Annotated in this window: 14 protein-coding genes; 8 read left to right on the top strand and 6 right to left on the bottom strand. The window is 61.3% G+C overall.

Annotated elements, in window-relative coordinates; all coding sequences use genetic code 11:
• Positions 1–73 precede the first annotated feature (73 nt).
• Together BUB69_RS12880 and BUB69_RS12875 are read right to left on the bottom strand one after the other, a co-directional pair.
• Positions 74–787, bottom strand: a complete 714-nt coding sequence (locus BUB69_RS12880) for a 3'-5' exonuclease (protein ID WP_073167109.1) — start codon at positions 785–787, stop codon at positions 74–76.
• Between the two features lie 13 nt (positions 788–800).
• Positions 801–2,735, bottom strand: a complete 1,935-nt coding sequence (locus BUB69_RS12875) for a putative nucleotidyltransferase substrate binding domain-containing protein (protein ID WP_073167656.1) — start codon at positions 2,733–2,735, stop codon at positions 801–803.
• 230 nt (positions 2,736–2,965) lie between these two features.
• Between BUB69_RS12875 and BUB69_RS12870 the strand changes: the two genes are divergently transcribed.
• Positions 2,966–3,409, top strand: coding sequence for a response regulator (locus tag BUB69_RS12870; protein ID WP_073167107.1), 444 nt, complete (start codon positions 2,966–2,968; stop codon positions 3,407–3,409).
• 440 nt (positions 3,410–3,849) lie between these two features.
• Here the strand turns inward: BUB69_RS12870 and BUB69_RS12865 are convergent, their stop codons facing one another.
• A complete protein-coding gene (locus BUB69_RS12865; protein WP_073167103.1) occupies positions 3,850–6,027 on the bottom strand; it encodes a malate synthase G in 2,178 nt (725 codons plus the stop codon).
• A gap of 310 nt (positions 6,028–6,337) precedes the next feature.
• On the opposite strand from BUB69_RS12865, the gene BUB69_RS12860 reads away from it, so the two are divergent.
• On the top strand, positions 6,338–6,856 hold the full coding sequence (locus BUB69_RS12860) for a glycine cleavage system transcriptional repressor (protein ID WP_073167653.1): 519 nt from the start codon (positions 6,338–6,340) through the stop codon (positions 6,854–6,856).
• Positions 6,857–7,079: 223 nt separating this feature from the next.
• Here the strand turns inward: BUB69_RS12860 and rarD are convergent, their stop codons facing one another.
• A complete protein-coding gene (rarD, locus tag BUB69_RS12855; RefSeq protein ID WP_073167099.1) occupies positions 7,080–7,967 on the bottom strand; it encodes an EamA family transporter RarD in 888 nt (295 codons plus the stop codon).
• 251 nt (positions 7,968–8,218) lie between these two features.
• Positions 8,219–9,193 carry a serine/threonine protein kinase gene (locus BUB69_RS12850; protein ID WP_024696216.1) on the bottom strand — a complete coding sequence of 325 codons (975 nt, stop codon included), beginning with the start codon at positions 9,191–9,193 and terminating at the stop codon, positions 8,219–8,221.
• 197 nt (positions 9,194–9,390) lie between these two features.
• On the opposite strand from BUB69_RS12850, the gene BUB69_RS12845 reads away from it, so the two are divergent.
• The 6 genes from BUB69_RS12845 to BUB69_RS12820 are packed head-to-tail and all read left to right on the top strand — an operon-like array spanning position 9,391 to position 14,941.
• Positions 9,391–10,410 carry a substrate-binding domain-containing protein gene (locus BUB69_RS12845; protein ID WP_073167096.1) on the top strand — a complete coding sequence of 340 codons (1,020 nt, stop codon included), beginning with the start codon at positions 9,391–9,393 and terminating at the stop codon, positions 10,408–10,410.
• Positions 10,394–11,395, top strand: a complete 1,002-nt coding sequence (locus BUB69_RS12840) for an ABC transporter substrate-binding protein (RefSeq protein ID WP_073167092.1) — start codon at positions 10,394–10,396, stop codon at positions 11,393–11,395. Before BUB69_RS12845 ends, BUB69_RS12840 begins: the two co-directional genes overlap by 17 nt.
• Positions 11,395–12,264, top strand: a complete 870-nt coding sequence (locus BUB69_RS12835; RefSeq protein WP_073167089.1) for an ABC transporter permease — start codon at positions 11,395–11,397, stop codon at positions 12,262–12,264. Before BUB69_RS12840 ends, BUB69_RS12835 begins: the two co-directional genes overlap by 1 nt.
• On the top strand, positions 12,261–13,055 hold the full coding sequence (locus BUB69_RS12830) for an ABC transporter permease (protein ID WP_073167086.1): 795 nt from the start codon (positions 12,261–12,263) through the stop codon (positions 13,053–13,055). The genes BUB69_RS12835 and BUB69_RS12830 overlap by 4 nt, the downstream gene beginning before the upstream one ends.
• The gene (locus BUB69_RS12825) at positions 13,052–14,083 is read left to right on the top strand and encodes an ABC transporter ATP-binding protein (protein ID WP_073167083.1); all 1,032 of its coding nucleotides are present in this window, start codon (positions 13,052–13,054) and stop codon (positions 14,081–14,083) included. The genes BUB69_RS12830 and BUB69_RS12825 overlap by 4 nt, the downstream gene beginning before the upstream one ends.
• Before the next feature lie 24 nt (positions 14,084–14,107).
• The gene (locus tag BUB69_RS12820; protein ID WP_073167079.1) at positions 14,108–14,941 is read left to right on the top strand and encodes a phosphodiesterase; all 834 of its coding nucleotides are present in this window, start codon (positions 14,108–14,110) and stop codon (positions 14,939–14,941) included.
• Positions 14,942–15,142: 201 nt separating this feature from the next.
• Here BUB69_RS12820 and BUB69_RS12815 read toward each other — a convergent pair whose 3' ends face one another.
• Positions 15,143–17,044, bottom strand: a complete 1,902-nt coding sequence (locus BUB69_RS12815) for a PhoX family protein (RefSeq protein WP_073167648.1) — start codon at positions 17,042–17,044, stop codon at positions 15,143–15,145.
• Positions 17,045–17,066 lie beyond the last annotated feature (22 nt).

The raw sequence follows: 17,066 nt of genomic DNA, 5'->3' as shown, positions 1-17,066 counted from the left end.
CTGATCGTCCCCACGCTTCAGCGTGGGAATGCAGCCCGGGACACTCTGCGTCCCAATGGCGCCGATCACATGATCAAAAAGAATGCGACTGCTTGCGTCTGCGCCACTGTCCCAGGCATTCCTCCAGCCGGACGGGGCTGTCGATCTGTTGGCGGCGTGCGTGGCTGAAGAGGATCAACGCGAGTTCGGCGGTCACCAGGGCGTCGGCGCTGGCGTTGTGACGCTCCTCGGCATGCAGCCCGAAGAAGCGGGTCCAGTCGTCCAGGCCCGCATGGCGCAGGTTGGCCTGCTCGCAGAGCATCGGGGCGATCTCTGCAACGTCGAAAAAAGGGTGTTGCAGTCGATAGTCCAGGCTGTCTTTCAACGCACGTGACAGCATGTGCTGGTCGAACGGCGCGTGAAACCCCAGCACCGGGCTGTCGCCCAGAAACGCCATGAAGTCCAGCAACGCGTCGACCGGCTCGCTGCCCGCCGCAATCGCGCTGGGAGCCAGGCCGTGAATCAAGACCGCCGGGCTGACCTTGTGATCGACGCGCAACAGCGTGCGCTCGAACTGCTGGCCCAGATCAATGGCACCGTCCTCGATCACCACGGCGCCGATGGACAGCACCTGATCGCGGTTCATGTTCAGGCCGCTGGTTTCCAGGTCCAGCACCACCCAGCGCTGCTGGCGCAACGGCTTGTCGCTCAGCCTGGCGCAGGTCGGCAGAGCCTTGAGCCGCTGCAGTTGATGGCTTTCCAGTGGGGTTCTTTTCGGGCGAGGCCGCAGCCATTCGAACAGATTCATAAGGCGTCGATATTCACAGTTGGTAACGCAGCGTCAGGCTGGTCTGCAGACGCTGCGCCTGACGAAACGATTCACGCAGGATGCGCCGGTCCAGATGGTTCAGGGTGTCCGGGTCGATGCGGTTGGAATACGCAAGGTTCTGGCGACTCTGCAATTGATGCTGTTGCATGCGCGTCTGCTGGATAAAGTGATACGCCTCTTCGTAAGCCGCGCCGTCCAGTGGGTCGATGACCTCGCGCTCGACCAGTTGCCGCAAGCGCTCCAGGGTGTTGTTGGCGCCAATACCGTTGGCCAGCGCCAGCAGACGTGCGCCATCCACGAACGGCGTCAGGCCTTCGGTCTTGAGGTCCAGCGTGTCTTTTTCGCTGCCTTTGCGGGCCAGCACGAAATCCTTGAAGCGGCCCACGGGCGGGCGTTGGCGCAAAGCGTTGTCAGCCATCATGCGCTGGAACAACCGGTTGTCCGCCACCTGATCGAGAATGCCGCGGCGCAGTTGATCGCCCCCGCTTTCATCGCCCCACACCACCCGCAGGTCGAAATAGATGCTCGATGCCAGCAGGTTCTCGGGCGTGGCCTCGCGAATGAACGCCGCGAACCGTCTGGACCATTCGGCGCGTGACAGGCACAGGTCCGGGTTGCTGGCCATGATGTTGCCTTTGCAGAGCGTGAATCCGCACTGCGCCAGGCTCTGGTTGATGCGCTCGGCAATCGGCAGCAGCAGGGCACGGATCCGAGCGGCTTCTGCCGCGTCGGCGGCTTCGAACAGAATGCCGTTGTCCTGATCGGTGTGCAGCGTCTGTTCGCGTCGGCCTTCGCTGCCGAAACACAGCCAGCTGAACGGCACGCCGGGATCACCCTGTTCAGCAAGCGTCAGCTCGATGACACGGCAGACGGTGTGGTCGTTGAGCAGGGTGATGATCTGGGTGATCTGGGTCGAGGACGCACCATGGGCCAGCATGCGATCCACCAGTTGAACGATATCGCCGCGCAGGCCAGTCAATGCCTCGATGCGCGGCGCGTTGCGGATGGTACGTGCCAGGTGCACCAGATCGACCCGTTGCAGGGAGAACAGGTCGCGCTCGGAGACCACGCCGCACAGCCGTCCGTCTTTCACCAGGCAGACATGGGCGATGTGCCGCCCGGTCATGGCGATGGCGGCATCGAATGCGCTGGCATCCGGGCTCAGGTGAAAAGGCGCCAGGCTCATGCTGTGCCGAATCTCTGCGCCGAAGTCGGTGTTGACGTCGGCAACCGCTTCGCGCAGATCACGCAGGGTGAAAATCCCGAGCGGAGATTGACGCTCATCGACGATCACGATGCTGCCCACCTGCTGCTCGTGCATCAGCTTCACCGCTTCGCGCATGGGCATCTCGGGACCACACATCACCGGGTGACGCATGGCCAGCTCGCCCAGCCGCGTGTTCAGGGAATACTGTGTGCCAAGGGTCTCGGCGGCGCGTTGCTGGACCTGCTGATTGACCTGATCCAGCAGACTGCTGACCCCGCGCAGGGCGAAGTCGCGAAAGGTGGTGGACAGTGCGAACAGCTTGATGAAGGCCTGCTTGTTCAGTTGCAGGCAGAAGGTGTCTTCAGCCGCCAGATGCTCGGTACGTGTGGCCCGTTCGCCCAGCAGGGCCGCCAGCGGAAAACACTCGCCGGTGGTGATCTCAAACGTGGTTTCCGTGCCGCCTTTGGCCGAATGAGGACGTTCGCCTACCACTCGGCCTTGTTTGACGATATAAAAGTGTTCTACTGGCCCATCGCCAGGCTTGATGATGCTCTCATCGGCAGCGTAAAACCTGAGCTGGCATTGTTCGACGAGGTACGCCAGGTGGGCGTTTTCCATCTGGTTGAAGGGCGGGAATCGCTGCAGGAACTGCATGGTGCCGTGGATGTTCTGCAGCACGGCTGTCTTGCCTGCCTGGGTGAAAGCGTCTGCTTTACTCATGAGCTGTTCCGCGTTCTTGTTATTGGTGCCCATGGTCGGCCGCTTGCAGCACAGTGCCCATTGGACGTAAGTCTTACGCCTGCGTTGAACGCGATGGTCATCTTGATGCCAGATAAGTGATTGACGAACGCATTGGAGCGCGAACGATCATTGGCCGGGAAGCCGACGAAATACATCGCAGATCTCGCGCGATCTGCGGTCGGATGGGTTCAGGGAATGATGAGATTGCGATGATTGACCACGACATACTGAGCGACGAAGAGCGCAGTGCCCTCACTGAGGTCATGCTGGAACCGAACCGCGATATGCCGCAACGCGTGCTGATCGTCGACGACGACAACGATGCGCGCGAACTGCTGGCCGAAATTCTGAGCCTCAATGACATCAGTTGCCTGACAGCGCCAGACGTTGAAAGCGCGATGGCGCTGATAACGACGCGTGATTCCATCGGCCTGCTGATCACGGACCTGCGCATGGCACCGTCCGACGGCCTTGACCTGATACGTCAGGTCAGGGAATCGGAGCGCGCCGAACTGCCCATCATCATTGTTTCCGGCGATGCCAACGTGCGTGACGCCATCGACGCCATGCACCTGAACGTGGTGGATTTCCTGCTCAAGCCGCTCAATACCAAGCAACTGGTCAAGCTGATCCGGCGAGAGCTGGGGATGTAATAGCCGCCCCAATGGCTCTCACACCGCGCCGTCTCGTGGCAAACACGGAACGGCGGCAGGCGGCTGTCCGGTGATGCCATTTTCCAGTTGGCCCCTCACTGCCTGGCCTGACGCTATCGCCGGCAAGCCGCCTCCCACGGGATTTTTATTCAGCCACAATCAGCAGCTCAATACTAAAACCGGAATAACCTGCGTAAAGGGGCGACCGATGCAAGCTGCCATGCTCAGCGCCAGAACGCGGCTTGCTGGAGGAATGCAAACCATGTGGGAGGCGGCTTGCCGGCGATGGCGTTTATGCAGTTTGCAGGTAGGGCGCTTTGGAAACCGGGTCGCCAGCACGCCGCCTTCCGCAAAAAAGATGTCTGCCCAATAAATGACCTGTCGTTTGATGAGCACGTGCGCTACCAGGGCCTGAACCCTGGAGCGCTCTTCGTGCGGTGTTACTGAGCGTTTCTAGCCTTGAACTCGCGACGACGACGATGCAGCACCGGCTCGGTGTAGCCGTTCGGCTGGCGAGTGCCCTCGATCACCAATTCAACGGCTGCCTGAAAGGCGATGTTGTTGTCGAAGTCCGGTGCCAATGGACGATACAGCGCATCGCCCGCATTCTGACGATCCACCACGGGCGCCATGCGCTTGAGGCTTTCCAGCACCTGCGCTTGCGTGACCACGCCGTGGCGCAGCCAGTTGGCCATGTGCTGGCTGGAAATGCGTAGCGTTGCGCGGTCTTCCATCAGGCCGATGTCGTTGATGTCTGGCACCTTCGAGCAACCGACGCCTTGATCGATCCAGCGCACCACGTAACCCAGAATGCCCTGGGCGTTGTTGTCCAGTTCGTTCTGAATCTCGTCAGGCGTCCAGTCGGTATCGGGGGCAAGCGGAATGGTCAGGATGTCGTCCACCGAAGCTGGTTCGCGCTGAGCCAGTTCGGCCTGGCGGGCGTGCACATCGACCTTGTGATAATGCAACGCATGCAACGCAGCCGCCGTCGGCGACGGCACCCAGGCCGTGTTGGCACCGGCCAGGGGGTGAGCGATTTTCTGCTCGAGCATCGCGGCCATCAAGTCCGGCATGGCCCACATGCCCTTGCCGATCTGCGCCTTGCCCTGCAGGCCGCACTTGAGGCCGACATCGACGTTGGCGTTCTCGTAGGCCCCAATCCACTTCTCGGCCTTCATCTGCGCCTTGCGCACCACCGGGCCTGCCTCCATCGAGGTGTGGATTTCATCGCCCGTGCGGTCCAGGAAGCCGGTGTTGATGAACACCACGCGCTCGCTGGCCGCCTGGATGCAGGCCTTGAGGTTGACCGTGGTGCGGCGCTCCTCGTCCATGATCCCGACTTTCAGCGTGTTGTGCGGCAGGCCCAATACCTGCTCGACACGGCCGAACAGTTCGTTGGTAAACGCAACTTCTTCGGGGCCGTGCATCTTCGGTTTGACGATGTACATCGAGCCGCGGCGGCTGTTGCTGCGTGACGTGTTGCCGTTGAGGTTATGGATCGCCGCCAGGCTGGTCAGCAGGCCGTCGAGAATGCCTTCCGGCACTTCGTTGCCGTGCTTGTCGAGTATGGCGTCGATGGTCATCAGGTGACCGACGTTACGAATGAACAGCAGCGAGCGACCGTGCAGCGTGACTTCACCGCCTTTGGGCGTGGTGTAGACCCGGTCAGGGTTCATGGTGCGGGTGAAGGTTTCACCGCCCTTGGACACCGATTCAGCCAGGTCGCCTTTCATCAGGCCCAGCCAGTTGCGGTACACAATGACCTTGTCGTCGGCATCGACGGCTGCAATGGAGTCTTCGCAATCCATGATGGTGGTCAGCGCAGCTTCCATGAGAATGTCTTTGACGCCCGCAGGGTCGGTTTGACCCACCGGACTGGACGCGTCGATCTGAAGTTCGAAATGCAGGCCGTTGTGTTCGAACAGGATGGCGATTGGTGCCGATGCGTCGCCCTGAAAACCGATCAGTTGCGTGTCGTTTCTAAGCCCGGTGTTGCTGCCACCCTTGAGGCTGACCACCAGCTTGCCGTCGATCAGCCTGTAGGCGGTCGAGTCAAGGTGCGAACCGGCCGACAACGGGGCGGCTTCGTCCAGAAAAGCGCGGGCAAAGGCAATGACCTTGTCGCCGCGTACCTTGTTGTAACCTTTGCCCTTTTCGGCACCGCCCGCTTCGCTGATGGCATCGGTGCCATAAAGCGCGTCGTACAGCGAGCCCCAGCGGGCATTGGAAGCGTTGAGCGCGAAACGTGCGTTCATCACCGGCACGACCAGTTGCGGGCCTGCCATGGTGGCGATTTCTTCATCGACGTTTTGTGTCGTGATCTGGAAGTCCGCCGCTTCTGGCTGCAGATAACCGATTTCCTGAAGGAATGCTTTATAAGCCGAGGCATCGTGGGCCTTGCCGGCATGGGACTGGTGCCAGGCATCGATTCTTGCCTGCAAGTCGTCACGTTTTTCGAGCAGAGCCCTGTTTTTGGGGGCGAGATCGTGAATCAGTTGATCCGCACCGGCCCAGAATGCACCGGCATCGACGCCGGTTCCGGGGATGGCTTCGTTCTGCACGAAGTCGAACAGGGCTTTGGCAACCCGCAGGTCACCGACTTGAACGTACTCAGTCATTGCACTTGCCTCACTCTGCTCAGCAGGGTCGAGCTCACTCAAGGAGCGCTCTGTCATTGGTTTTAGTGTTATGTAGTGCGCGCCGCGAAATACTACATGAGCGGCAGCATTGTGAAAACGCTGGCGAATATGTCATTAAAACGACTGGATTTCCCGATCCAGTCACGATTTCCGGTCTGTACTCAAAAAACAGGCCGGATTGTTCCATAAGTCATGCTGAACGGTACACGATTTGCCGTATGAGGTTCGCTGCGCAACTGTGCCTATACTCATTCAACCCCCACATTGTGAACAAGAAGAGGAAGTGACCGTGGATCATCTCGTCGTAACGCTGATTGCCCCTGACAAGCCCGGGCTGGTTGAACGCATTGCTCAGTGTATTGCCGAGCAGGGCGGTAACTGGCTGGAGAGCCGCATGTCGCGGATGGCCGGGCAGTTCGCAGGCATCCTGAAAGTGGGCGTGGAGCCTGAAAAATACGATGACCTTATTGCCGCGTTGAATGCACTCTCAACCCATGGCATCCGCATGCTGCTGGCCGAAAGCGTGGTCGAGACCACAGGCCAGGCCCGTCCTATCAGCATGGAACTGGTCGGCAACGACCGCGCCGGTATTGTGCGCGACATCACCCGTCTGCTGGCCGAGCAGGGCGTCAACGTCGAACGGCTGATCACCGACGTCTCGCCCGCACCCATGAGCAGCGAACTGCTGTTTCACGCCGAGGCAATGCTGGGCGTACCGCTGAGCCTGTCGCTGGACGACTTGCAGGCGCGACTGGAAACGCTGGCGGATGATCTGATGGTGGAGTTGGTGTTGCGTTCGGACACTTGAGTCACACTCAAGCTTATCCACGCTTATCCTGCGCCTGCCTGTGGATAAGCTGGGGGAATCGCGTTGTGTGCCAGGCGGGACAAGGCTTTGCGGGATTTGATCAAAAAACCAACAGTTTCAACGGCTTGTGCACAAATAGCGTGAGCCTGCCTGTGGATAACCGTTGGAGAACCCTTTGCAGGCCACGCAGGACGTGGCTTGCGAAGGTTTGTATGTTTTTTGATCAGGCTCGCCGGCGTAAACTCAGCCAGGCGTCGATGCTGTAGATCGCAAGACCCGCCCAGATGCAGGCGAAGGTAATGATGGTGCTGGCGCTCATGTGCTCGTCATAGATCAACACGGCCAACAGCAGCACCAGCGTCGGTGCCAGGTATTGAAGAAAGCCGAGTGTGGTGTAGGGCAGGTGACGGGCCGCTGCGTTGAAACACACCAGCGGTATAAGTGTCACCGGACCTGCAGCTGCCAGCCAGATGGCTTGCGAGGTGGTCCAGAATTCGGCTTGTGCGCTGAGCGCAGTCGGGTTGAGTGCCAGCCAGATCAACGCCAGCGGCACGAGCATCCAGGTTTCCACGACCAGGCCGGGCAAGGCGGCGACCGGAGCTTTTTTGCGGATCAACCCATAGAACCCGAAGGTCAGCGGCAGCACCAGCGAGACCCAGGGCAGGTTGCCGACCTGCCAGACCTGTTGCGCGACGCCCGCTGCGGCGAACCCGACCGCCAGCCATTGCAGACGCCTGAGCCGCTCGCCCAGCAGCACCATGCCGAGCAGCACGTTGACCAGCGGGTTGATGTAATACCCGAGACTGGCTTCGACCATGCGGCCGTTATTCACCGCCCACACGTACACGATCCAGTTGGCGGCGATCAGCGAACCACTCAGGGCCAGCACCGCGAGGCGCTTCGGGTTGTCCCGCAGCTCGCGCCACCAGCCGGGGTGCTTGCAGAACATCAACACAATCGAGCCGAACAGCGCCGACCACAGCACCCGATGGATGATGATCTCGATGGCGGGGACGGCGGCGATGGCTTTGAAGTAGAGGGGGAACAGGCCCCAGATGGTGTAAGCACTCAGGCCGAGGATGTATCCGCGGCGCGGATTGGCAGCTTGCATGGGTCGTCCCTTAAAAGCAGGTTGTTCCGGTTTTTAGTAGTGAGTTGCTGACTGTGCCCAGGCTTCGCGCCGAGGCTCTTGAACAGTTTTGCTCGATAGATACAAGGACTTGTGGGAGCGAGCTTGCTCGCGAAGGCCAGCGTTCAGGCGACTCTTCTTCCGGGGCTGTTCCGGCCTCTTCGCGAGCAAGCTCGCTCCCACCAACGCCCGCGTCGATTCGCCCAGATGTGCGTATACGTGTAGGGGAACGTTCAAAACAGCTTCAACGGCTCCTCATTCAACGCTGACATTTGCTCGCGAAGGGCCAGGATCTGGTCGCCCCAGTAACGCTCGGTGCCGAACCAGGGGAAGCTGTGCGGGAACGCGGGGTCATCCCAGCGCCTGGCCAGCCAGGCGCTGTAATGCATCAGGCGCAGGGCGCGCAGCGGTTCGATCAGGGCCAGTTCGCGCGGATCGAAGTCGTGGAATTCGTTGTAGCCGTCCATCAACTCGGACAATTGGCCAAGGCGTTCCTGGCGATCACCGGCCAGCATCATCCAGATGTCCTGCACCGCAGGCCCCATGCGACAGTCGTCCAGGTCGACGATGTGGAATACATCGTCGCGGCACATCATGTTGCCGGGGTGGCAGTCGCCGTGCATGCGGATGTTGGTGTGTGGCGTGGCGGCGTAAACGTCCTCGACACGCTTGAGCAGATCGCGGGCCACGGACTCGTAGGCGGGCAGCAGGCTGCGGGGGATGCAGTCGTTCTCCAGCAGGTAATTGACCGAATCACGACCGAAGTTCTTCACGCCCAGCGCCTCCCGGTGCGCGAATGGCTTGGTTGCGCCCACGGCGTGAATGCGGCCGAGCAACTGCCCCAGACGGTACAACTGGTCGAGATTGCCCGGCTCGGGCGCACGTCCGCCACGACGCGGAAACAGCGTGAAGCGAAAGCCTGCGTGTTCGAACAGGGTTTCACCGTTGTGCACCATGGGTGCGACCACCGGTACTTCGACCGTGGTCAGCTCGTGGGTGAAGCTGTGTTCTTCGAGAATCGCCTCGTTGGTCCAGCGTTGTGGACGGTAGAACTTGGCGATCAGCGGCTGGCCGTCTTCGATACCGACCTGATACACCCGGTTTTCATAACTGTTGAGCGCCAGAATGCGCGCATCGCTGAGAAAACCGATGCTTTCGACTGCATCGAGGACCAGGTCGGGAGTAAGTGTTGCGAACGGATGAGCCATGACTACTCCTGCGCGCAGCAGGTTGCCGCGTCGGACCGCTGATGTTAACGCAGACCGGTCCCGGTTCGCCAAAACCCTGGATGTTTAATCTGCGCGAACCCGGGTTTGTCACCAAACGGTCATCGTCCGTTCGCTATTCAGCCATGTTTGGGCTTTACAGTCGCCGCCAATGAGATCGATCTCAAAAGGGGGCGACAATGACGGATCTGAAAACGGTGGCACGTCTGGCGGGGGTTTCCCGGGCCACGGCTGCCCGTGCTTTCGCCACACCAGACGTGGTGCGTGCCGATACCCGGGAGAAGGTTTTCGTTGCCGCTCGCGAGCTGGGCTTCCGGCCGAACCGGCTGGGGCGTCAGTTGCGCCTGCAGACCACCAACCTGATCGGCGTGGTCGTTCCCAATCTGCACAACCCTGTCTTTGCCGAACAGTTTCAGGCCATGGAGAGCGCCGCTCGTCAGCGCGGGTACAACCTGTTGCTGGTCACCACCGACTACGCCAGCGAGCGCGAAAGCGACGTGGTGGAAGAGTTGCTGCGCCAACGGGTCGACGGGCTGGTGCTGACAGTGACCGACGCCGAGCACAATCAGGTGCTGCAAGGCCTGATCAACGAAGACACGCCCTTCGTGCTTGCCTACCACCAGACCGACAACCCGGACTACAGCGCGGTCTCGGTGGATAACCGTGCGGGCATGGCGCTGGCCACCCGCCATTTGATTGAACTGGGGCATCAGCGCATCGCCATGGTCGCAGGTCCGGCCATGCAGTCGGATCGCGCTCGCCTGCGTTATGCGGGCTATGGCGATGCCGTCGTCGCCCATGGCCTTGAACAGCTGCCGGTCATCGAAATGCCTGCTCACACCCAGGCTGATTTCGCCGCGCTCGAACCCCTGCTGCGTGGCCCCGACGCACCGACGGCGCTGGTGTGTTCCAACGACCTGCTGGCCATCAGCCTGATTGCCGAGTTGCGACGCAATGGGCTGGAGGTGCCTCAGCGTGTGTCGGTGATGGGCTTCGATGGCATCGCCCTTGGCACTCAGATGCACCCCACGTTAAGCACCGTCGTTCAGCCCATTGCCGAACTGGCGCACACCCTTATTGACCAGTTGCTGGCCCAGATCGCTGGCGCTGCGCCGGTTTCCCATTGCCTGCCGTGCCATATCCGGCCCGGCGAAAGTACCCAGTCCTATCAGGAGACGTTTCATGCTCAGCTTCAGTAAAACCCTCGCGGCACTGTTGTTGTGTGGTGCGGCCAGCCTTGCCCAGGCCGCCGAAAACGCGATTTGCTACAACTGTCCGCCCGAGTGGGCGGATTGGGGTTCGCAGCTCAAGGCAATTGCCGACAGCACCGGCGTGCAGGTACCGCTGGACAACAAGAACTCCGGGCAGGCGCTGGCGCAAATCGTCGCCGAGCAGGCCGCGCCGGTGGCCGATGTGGTGTATTACGGCGTGACCTTCGGCCTGCAGGCGCAGAAGGCCGGTGTGGTCGACACCTACAAGCCCAAGCACTGGGATGAAATCCCCGCAGGTTTGAAGGACCCGGCCGGGCACTGGTTCGCCATTCATTCCGGAACGTTGGGCATCATGGTCAACGTCGATGCCCTGGGCGGTTTGCCGGTGCCGCAGAGCTGGGCAGACCTGCTCAAGCCTGAGTACAAAGGCATGGTCGGCTACCTTGATCCTTCCAGTGCATTCGTCGGTTACGTCTCTGCTGTAGCGATCAACCAGGCCATGGGCGGCACTCTGGACAACTTCACACCTGCCATCGACTACTTCCAGAAACTGGCGAAAAACTCACCCATCGTGCCCAAGCAGACGGCTTATGCCCGCGTGCTGTCCGGTGAGCTGCCGATCCTGGTCGACTACGACTTCAATGCCTATCGCGCGCGCTACAAGGACAAGGCCAACGTCGCGTTCGTGATCCCCAAGGAAGGCACCATCGGCGTGCCGTACGTGATGAGCCTGGTGGCCAAGGCACCGCATCGTGCGAATGCCGAGAAGGTGCTGGACTTCGTGCTGTCCGACGCAGGTCAGGCGCTGTGGGCCAAGGCGTATCTGCGTCCGGTACGCTCGACCATGCCTGCTGACGTGGCGGCGCAATTCCTGCCGGACAGCGACTATGCCCGCGCCGGTGTGGTGGATTACCAGCACATGGCAGCCGTGCAGGAAGCGTTCGCCGCCCGTTACCTGCGAGAGGTGAAGTAATGTCCGCCTCGCTGGGGAATGTCATTGCTGTGCGTTCGAGCGGATTGTCCAGGTTGCGCCTGCGCCCGTCCGCGGCCGTGGCGCTTGCCCCGGCGATGGCGGTTCTGCTCGCATTCTGGCTGCTGCCGCTGACGCATTTGATCGTGCTCGGCGCGCAGGGCAACGAGGTCGATGGCAGCGGTTACTGGCAGGTGCTGAGCAGCGCTCAGTACATGGGCAGTCTGGCGCAGACCTGTGTGCTGGCTGCCGTGGTGACACTGGCGGCGTTGTTGGTCGGCGGGATCAGCGGTGTGTTTCTTGCCCGCAATCAGTTCTTCGGCCGCTCGGCGCTGGTCGCACTGCTGACCTTTCCTCTGGCGTTTCCCGGCGTGGTGGTAGGTTTTCTGGTGATCCTGCTGGCCGGTCGGCAAGGCATCTTCGCCGCGCTCGGTCTGGAGCTGGCCGGCGAGCGGTGGATCTTCGCCTATTCGCTGACCGGGCTGTTCATCGGCTACCTGTATTTCTCGATTCCGCGCGTGATCCTCACGGTGATGGCGGCGTGTGAAAGCCTGGACCGAAGTCTTGAGGAGGCTGCGCATTCTCTCGGTGCCGGACACTGGCGCGTGGTGTGCGACGTGATCGTGCCGGGCCTGATGCCTGCACTGGTGTCCTGCGGGGCGATCTGCTTTGCGACGTCAATGGGGGCATTCGGTACGGCGTTCACCTTGGGCACGCGCCTGAATGTCACGCCGGTCGCGATTTACAACGTATTCACCAACTACGCCAACTTTACGGTCGCTGCTGCGTTGTCGGTGATTCTCGGCCTGGTGACTTGGGCGGTGCTGTTGCTGGCGCGCCGTCTGGTCAAAAATTCGGGGATTGCCCTGTGAAACGTTCTCCCCTGTTTGCTGCGCAATTGCTGTTCACCCTGATGGTCTGCGCGTTCATGCTGGTCCCGGTAGTGCTGTCGCTGCTGGCAGGTCTGACGCGCAATTACTTTCAAGGCCTGTCGAGCGGGCTGACCTTCGACTGGCTGGCGCAGGTCTGGCAGGCCTATTCGCCGACGGTGTGGCTGTCGCTCCAACTGGCTGTGGCCTGTGCGCTGTGCGTGTGCCTGATTGGCGTGCCGGCCGCGTATGCACTGGTGCGCATGAACAACCGCTTCAGTCGTGCTTTTGAAGAACTGATGGTGTTGCCCGTCGCCATGCCGGGACTCGCCAGTGCCCTTGCGCTGCTATTGACCTACGGACAGTTCGGCAGCTTTCGGGGCAGTTGGCTGTTCATTCTGGTCGGCCACGTGCTGTTCACGCTGCCGTTTCTGGTGCGTCCGGTGATGGCCGTCATGCAGCGCCAGCAATTGCCAGTGCTTGAAGAGGCTGCCGCGAGTCTGGGGGCCGGGCCAATCAAACGGTTCTTCAGCGTGGTGGTGCCCAACTGCCGCGCCGGGATCCTGGCCGGTGTGCTGATGGTGGTTACATTGTCGCTGGGCGAATTCAACCTGACCTGGATGCTGCACACGCCCATGACCAAGACCCTGCCGGTTGGCCTTGCTGACAGCTATGCCTCGGCGCGGCTGGAAGTCGCCAGCGCCTACACCCTTCTTTTTCTGTTGCTGATTGTGCCGCTGCTGATTGCGTTGCAGGCCATCAGCGCCCGACTTGCTCGAGGAGACAGCCGATGAGCGGCACGACCATTCGCCTTAAGGGCTGCCGCAAGGCATTTGCCGACGGCACCGTTGCGTTACAGGACCTGCACCTGACGATTTCGCCCGGCGAAACGCTGGCGATTCTCGGTCCGTCCGGCTGCGGAAAAACCACCACGTTGCGTCTGATCGCCGGGCTTGAGCGCCCGGATATCGGGCAGGTGTTGTTCGACGATCAGGACGTCACGCACCTGCCCATCGAGCGGCGTGACGTCGGCATGGTGTTTCAGAACTACGCGCTGTTTCCCAATCTCGATGTGGCGGGGAACATTGTCTATGGCCTGAAGATTCGAGGCCTGTCGCACGCCGAGCGAAACAAGCGCTGCGATGAATTGCTTGAGCTGGTCGGGCTGACCGATCACGGCAAGCGTCGCGTTCACGAATTGTCCGGTGGCCAGCGCCAGCGCGTTGCCTTGGCGCGTGCGTTGGCGCCGCGTCCTCGGGTGTTGTTGCTCGACGAGCCGCTGGCCGCTCTGGATGCACAACTGCGCGAGCGCCTGCGCAGCGAGCTGGATCAATTGCTGCGCGGGCTGGGTATCACCTCGGTGTTCGTGACCCACGATCAGGGTGAAGCCATGGCGTTGGGTGACCGGATTCTGGTCATGGACAAAGGCTGTGTGTCGCAACTGGCAACGCCCAGGGAAATCTATCAACAGCCTGCCAATGCGTTCGTGGCCGGATTCGTGGGCAACCTCAACGCGTTCAGCGTGCTTGGGCGTACGGCGTCTGGCCTGAAGGTCAGTGGCGGCGAGTTGCCGTGGTCGGGCGTTGATCTGCCGGACACGGTGTATTGCCGTCCCGAGCATCTGCGCCTGACACCCGAGCGCGGGCAGTTGCAGGGTCGGCTGGTCGGGCAGTTCTTCCAGGGCGCGCAGAGTCGGCTGCTGGTGGATGTCGGCGGCGCTCAACCCTTGCTGGTCGACAGCCCTGACAACCTGATCCATGCAGCAGGCGCGCACCTGGGACTGAGTGTCGACCCCAGCGTGCTGTTCACCCTGAATTCGTAAGCCGTTTTCTGTCGAGAGATTATTTTGAATCGTCCGTTTCTTATCGCCCAGATCAGCGACCTGCACCTCAAGGCCGATGGCCGCCTGACCTATGGCATCGTCGATACGCTGGGTGCGCTTCGCCGCGCTGTCGAACACATCAATGCCAGCAAACAGCGTCCCGATATTGTGGTGATCAGCGGTGATCTGGTGGACTTTGGCCGTGCCGACGAATACGCGGTGCTCAAGCCGGAACTGGATCGCTTGCAGATGCCGTTTTACCTGGTGCCCGGCAATCACGACGATCGTGAACACCTGTTGGCTACCTTTGCGGATCACGTCTACCTGCCGCTGTCAGCGAACGGCCCGCTGGACTGGGTGGTGGAGCAGCATCCGGTGCGGCTGATCGGCCTGGACTCGACCATTCCGGGCGAGCACGGCGGGCACCTGGATTTCTGCCAGCTCGACTGGCTGCACGCTCAACTGTCGCGTCGACCTGATGTGCCGACAGTGATCATCCTGCATCACCCGCCGTTCATGTCCGGTATCGGCCATATGGATCATCAGCCGTTTGGCAACGCGAAGGAGCTTGAGCGGGTCATCGCCAGGCATCCGCAGGTGGAACGTCTGTTATGCGGGCATTTGCACCGGCCGATGCAGCGTCGCTTCGGTGGCAGCCTGACCTGCGTCTGCCCCGGCACCTCGCATCAGATCGTGCTCGACCTGGACGCTGACGCGCCTGCGCATTTCAACCTGGAGCCTGCCGGTTACGTGCTGCACCGCTGGCACCCCCAGGAAGGGCTGGTCAGCCATAACGCGGTGTTCGGAGAGTATGAAGGGCCGTACCCGTTCTATGACGTGAACGGATTGATTGACTGAGGTTGGCTGTACCTGATCGTGCCAACGCTCGGGATGCTGGTGGCGGACGTGTCCGCGAATACTGTGTTTCAGTCGCTGAATGCTCGTCGGATACACAGGCCCTTTCGCGAGCAAGCTCGCTCCCACAAAGCGTGTGTATTCAGTGAGTTGCGTGGTGTTCGACAGGCGGCTCGCGCCGCACTGTCAAACGATCAGTCTCTGTCAGGCGCCGATAACGCCGCCGTCCTGACGGGTAATCACCATCACCGAGGAACGCGGTTTGCCGTTGGGCAGGTGCTCGGGGAACGTAGAGCCGCCGTTTTCGCCGGGGTGCTGAATGCCGATGAACATCGTGCGATAGTCCGGCGCGAAGCTGATGCCGGTGATTTCGCAACCAATAGGGCCGACCAGAAAACGACGGATTTCCCCGCTCGCAGGGTCGGCACACAGCATCTGGTTGTTGCCCATGCCCGCGAAGTCACCCTTGTTGCTGGAGTCGCCGTCGGTCTGGATCCACAAGCGTCCGGCTTCGTCGAAGCTCAGGCCGTCCGGGCTGTTGAACATGTTCTGTGCGTTGATATTGCTGGAGCCAGCCTGCGGCGTGCCAGCATGCACAGTCGGGTTGCCCGCGACCACGAACAGATCCCACTCAAACGTCATGGCCGACGCGTTATCTTCGCTTTCACGCCAGCGCAGGATCTGCCCGTACTGGTTCTTCGCTCGCGGGTTGGGGCCGCCGACCGGTTGACCGTCGTCGCCACGTTTGACGTTGTTGGTCAGCGTGCAATAGACCTGGCCATCCTTGGGGCTGACCACGATCCATTCCGGGCGGTCCATGCGCGTCGCTTTTACAACGCTGGCCGCCAGCCGTGCATGGATCAGCACTTCGGCCTGGCTGTTGAAGCCCGCCGCCGCGTCCAGGCCGTTCTTGCCGTGAGTCAACTCGATCCACTGGCCTTTGCCTTTCGGGTGATCCGGGTTGCTGTCGCCACCGTCGAACTGCGCCACGTACAGCGTGCCGTGGTCCAGCAGGCTGCGGTTGTTCTTCGGGTTGATGCGGTCAATGGTGTTACGGCTGATGAATTTGTAGATGAACTCACCGCGCTCGTCATCGCCCATGTACACCACGGCGCGACCGCCCTTGCTCAGGGTGAAGGCGGCGTTTTCATGCTTGAAGCGGCCCAGTGCAGTGCGTTTGACCGGCGTGGAGTCGGGCGCGAACGGATCGATCTCGACGACCCAGCCGTGACGGTTGACCTCGTTGGGATTCTTGGCGATGTCGAAGCGCGGGTTGTGCTGATGCCAGTTGATGTCCTTGCTGGCCGCGACCACGCCATAGCGCTTCATGCCCGCGTCGAAGGTCTGCTCGGGATTGCTGCTGCCGAAGCAGTCGGTGAAGTTCTCTTCACAGGTCAGGTAGGTGCCCCACGGTGTCTTGCCGTTGGCGCAGTTCTGAAAGGTCCCCAACACGCGGGTGCCGGTCTTGTCGGCGTCGGTCTTGAGCCACTCATGCCCGGCGGCCGGCCCGCTCAGGGTGATAGGCGTATTGCCATGCACGCGGCGGTTGTAGCGCGAGCCCTGCACGAACTGCCACTTGCCGTTCTTCTGCTGGATCTCGATCACCGAGACGCCTTCTGCGGCAAGGGCTTTCTGCACGTCCTCGGCCGACTGTGGTTCCTTGCCGTGATCGAAGAGGTAGCGGTAGTTGGTGTATTCGTTGTTGATCGCCATCAACGCGCGATCCTTGTGACCCGGCATCGGGAACAGGCTCATGCCGTCGTTGTTGTCGCCGAACTGGACTTCCTGAGCCTTGGCCGTGCCTTTGCCGCTCGGGTCGAACGCCGGGCCGCCTGCCTGCAACGGCTGGCCCCAACTGATCAGCACAGAGGCGTTGTAGCCTGGCGGCAGGCTGATGCTGTCAGCCGTGGCGGTGGGGATGCTTTCAAAGCCCAGCAGTCTGCCGGAAGCCGCGCCGACACCGGTGGCGAGCGCGCTTCGGGTCAACAGGTTGCCACCCAGAAACATCGCTGCGCCGCACAGGGCGCCAGCGGTGATAAAGCCTCGGCGGGTGAGTCCGACCATGTTTTCCAGATCGGTGGTTTGATTTTCTTCTAATAGTTTCATCATCACGGCTCCCACAAATGTG

It is taken from the genome of Pseudomonas asturiensis (assembly GCF_900143095.1).
GTDB lineage: Bacteria > Pseudomonadota > Gammaproteobacteria > Pseudomonadales > Pseudomonadaceae > Aquipseudomonas > Aquipseudomonas asturiensis.
Note: the sequence above shows the minus strand (reverse complement) of the source record. Positions and strands in the feature narration are given on the sequence as shown.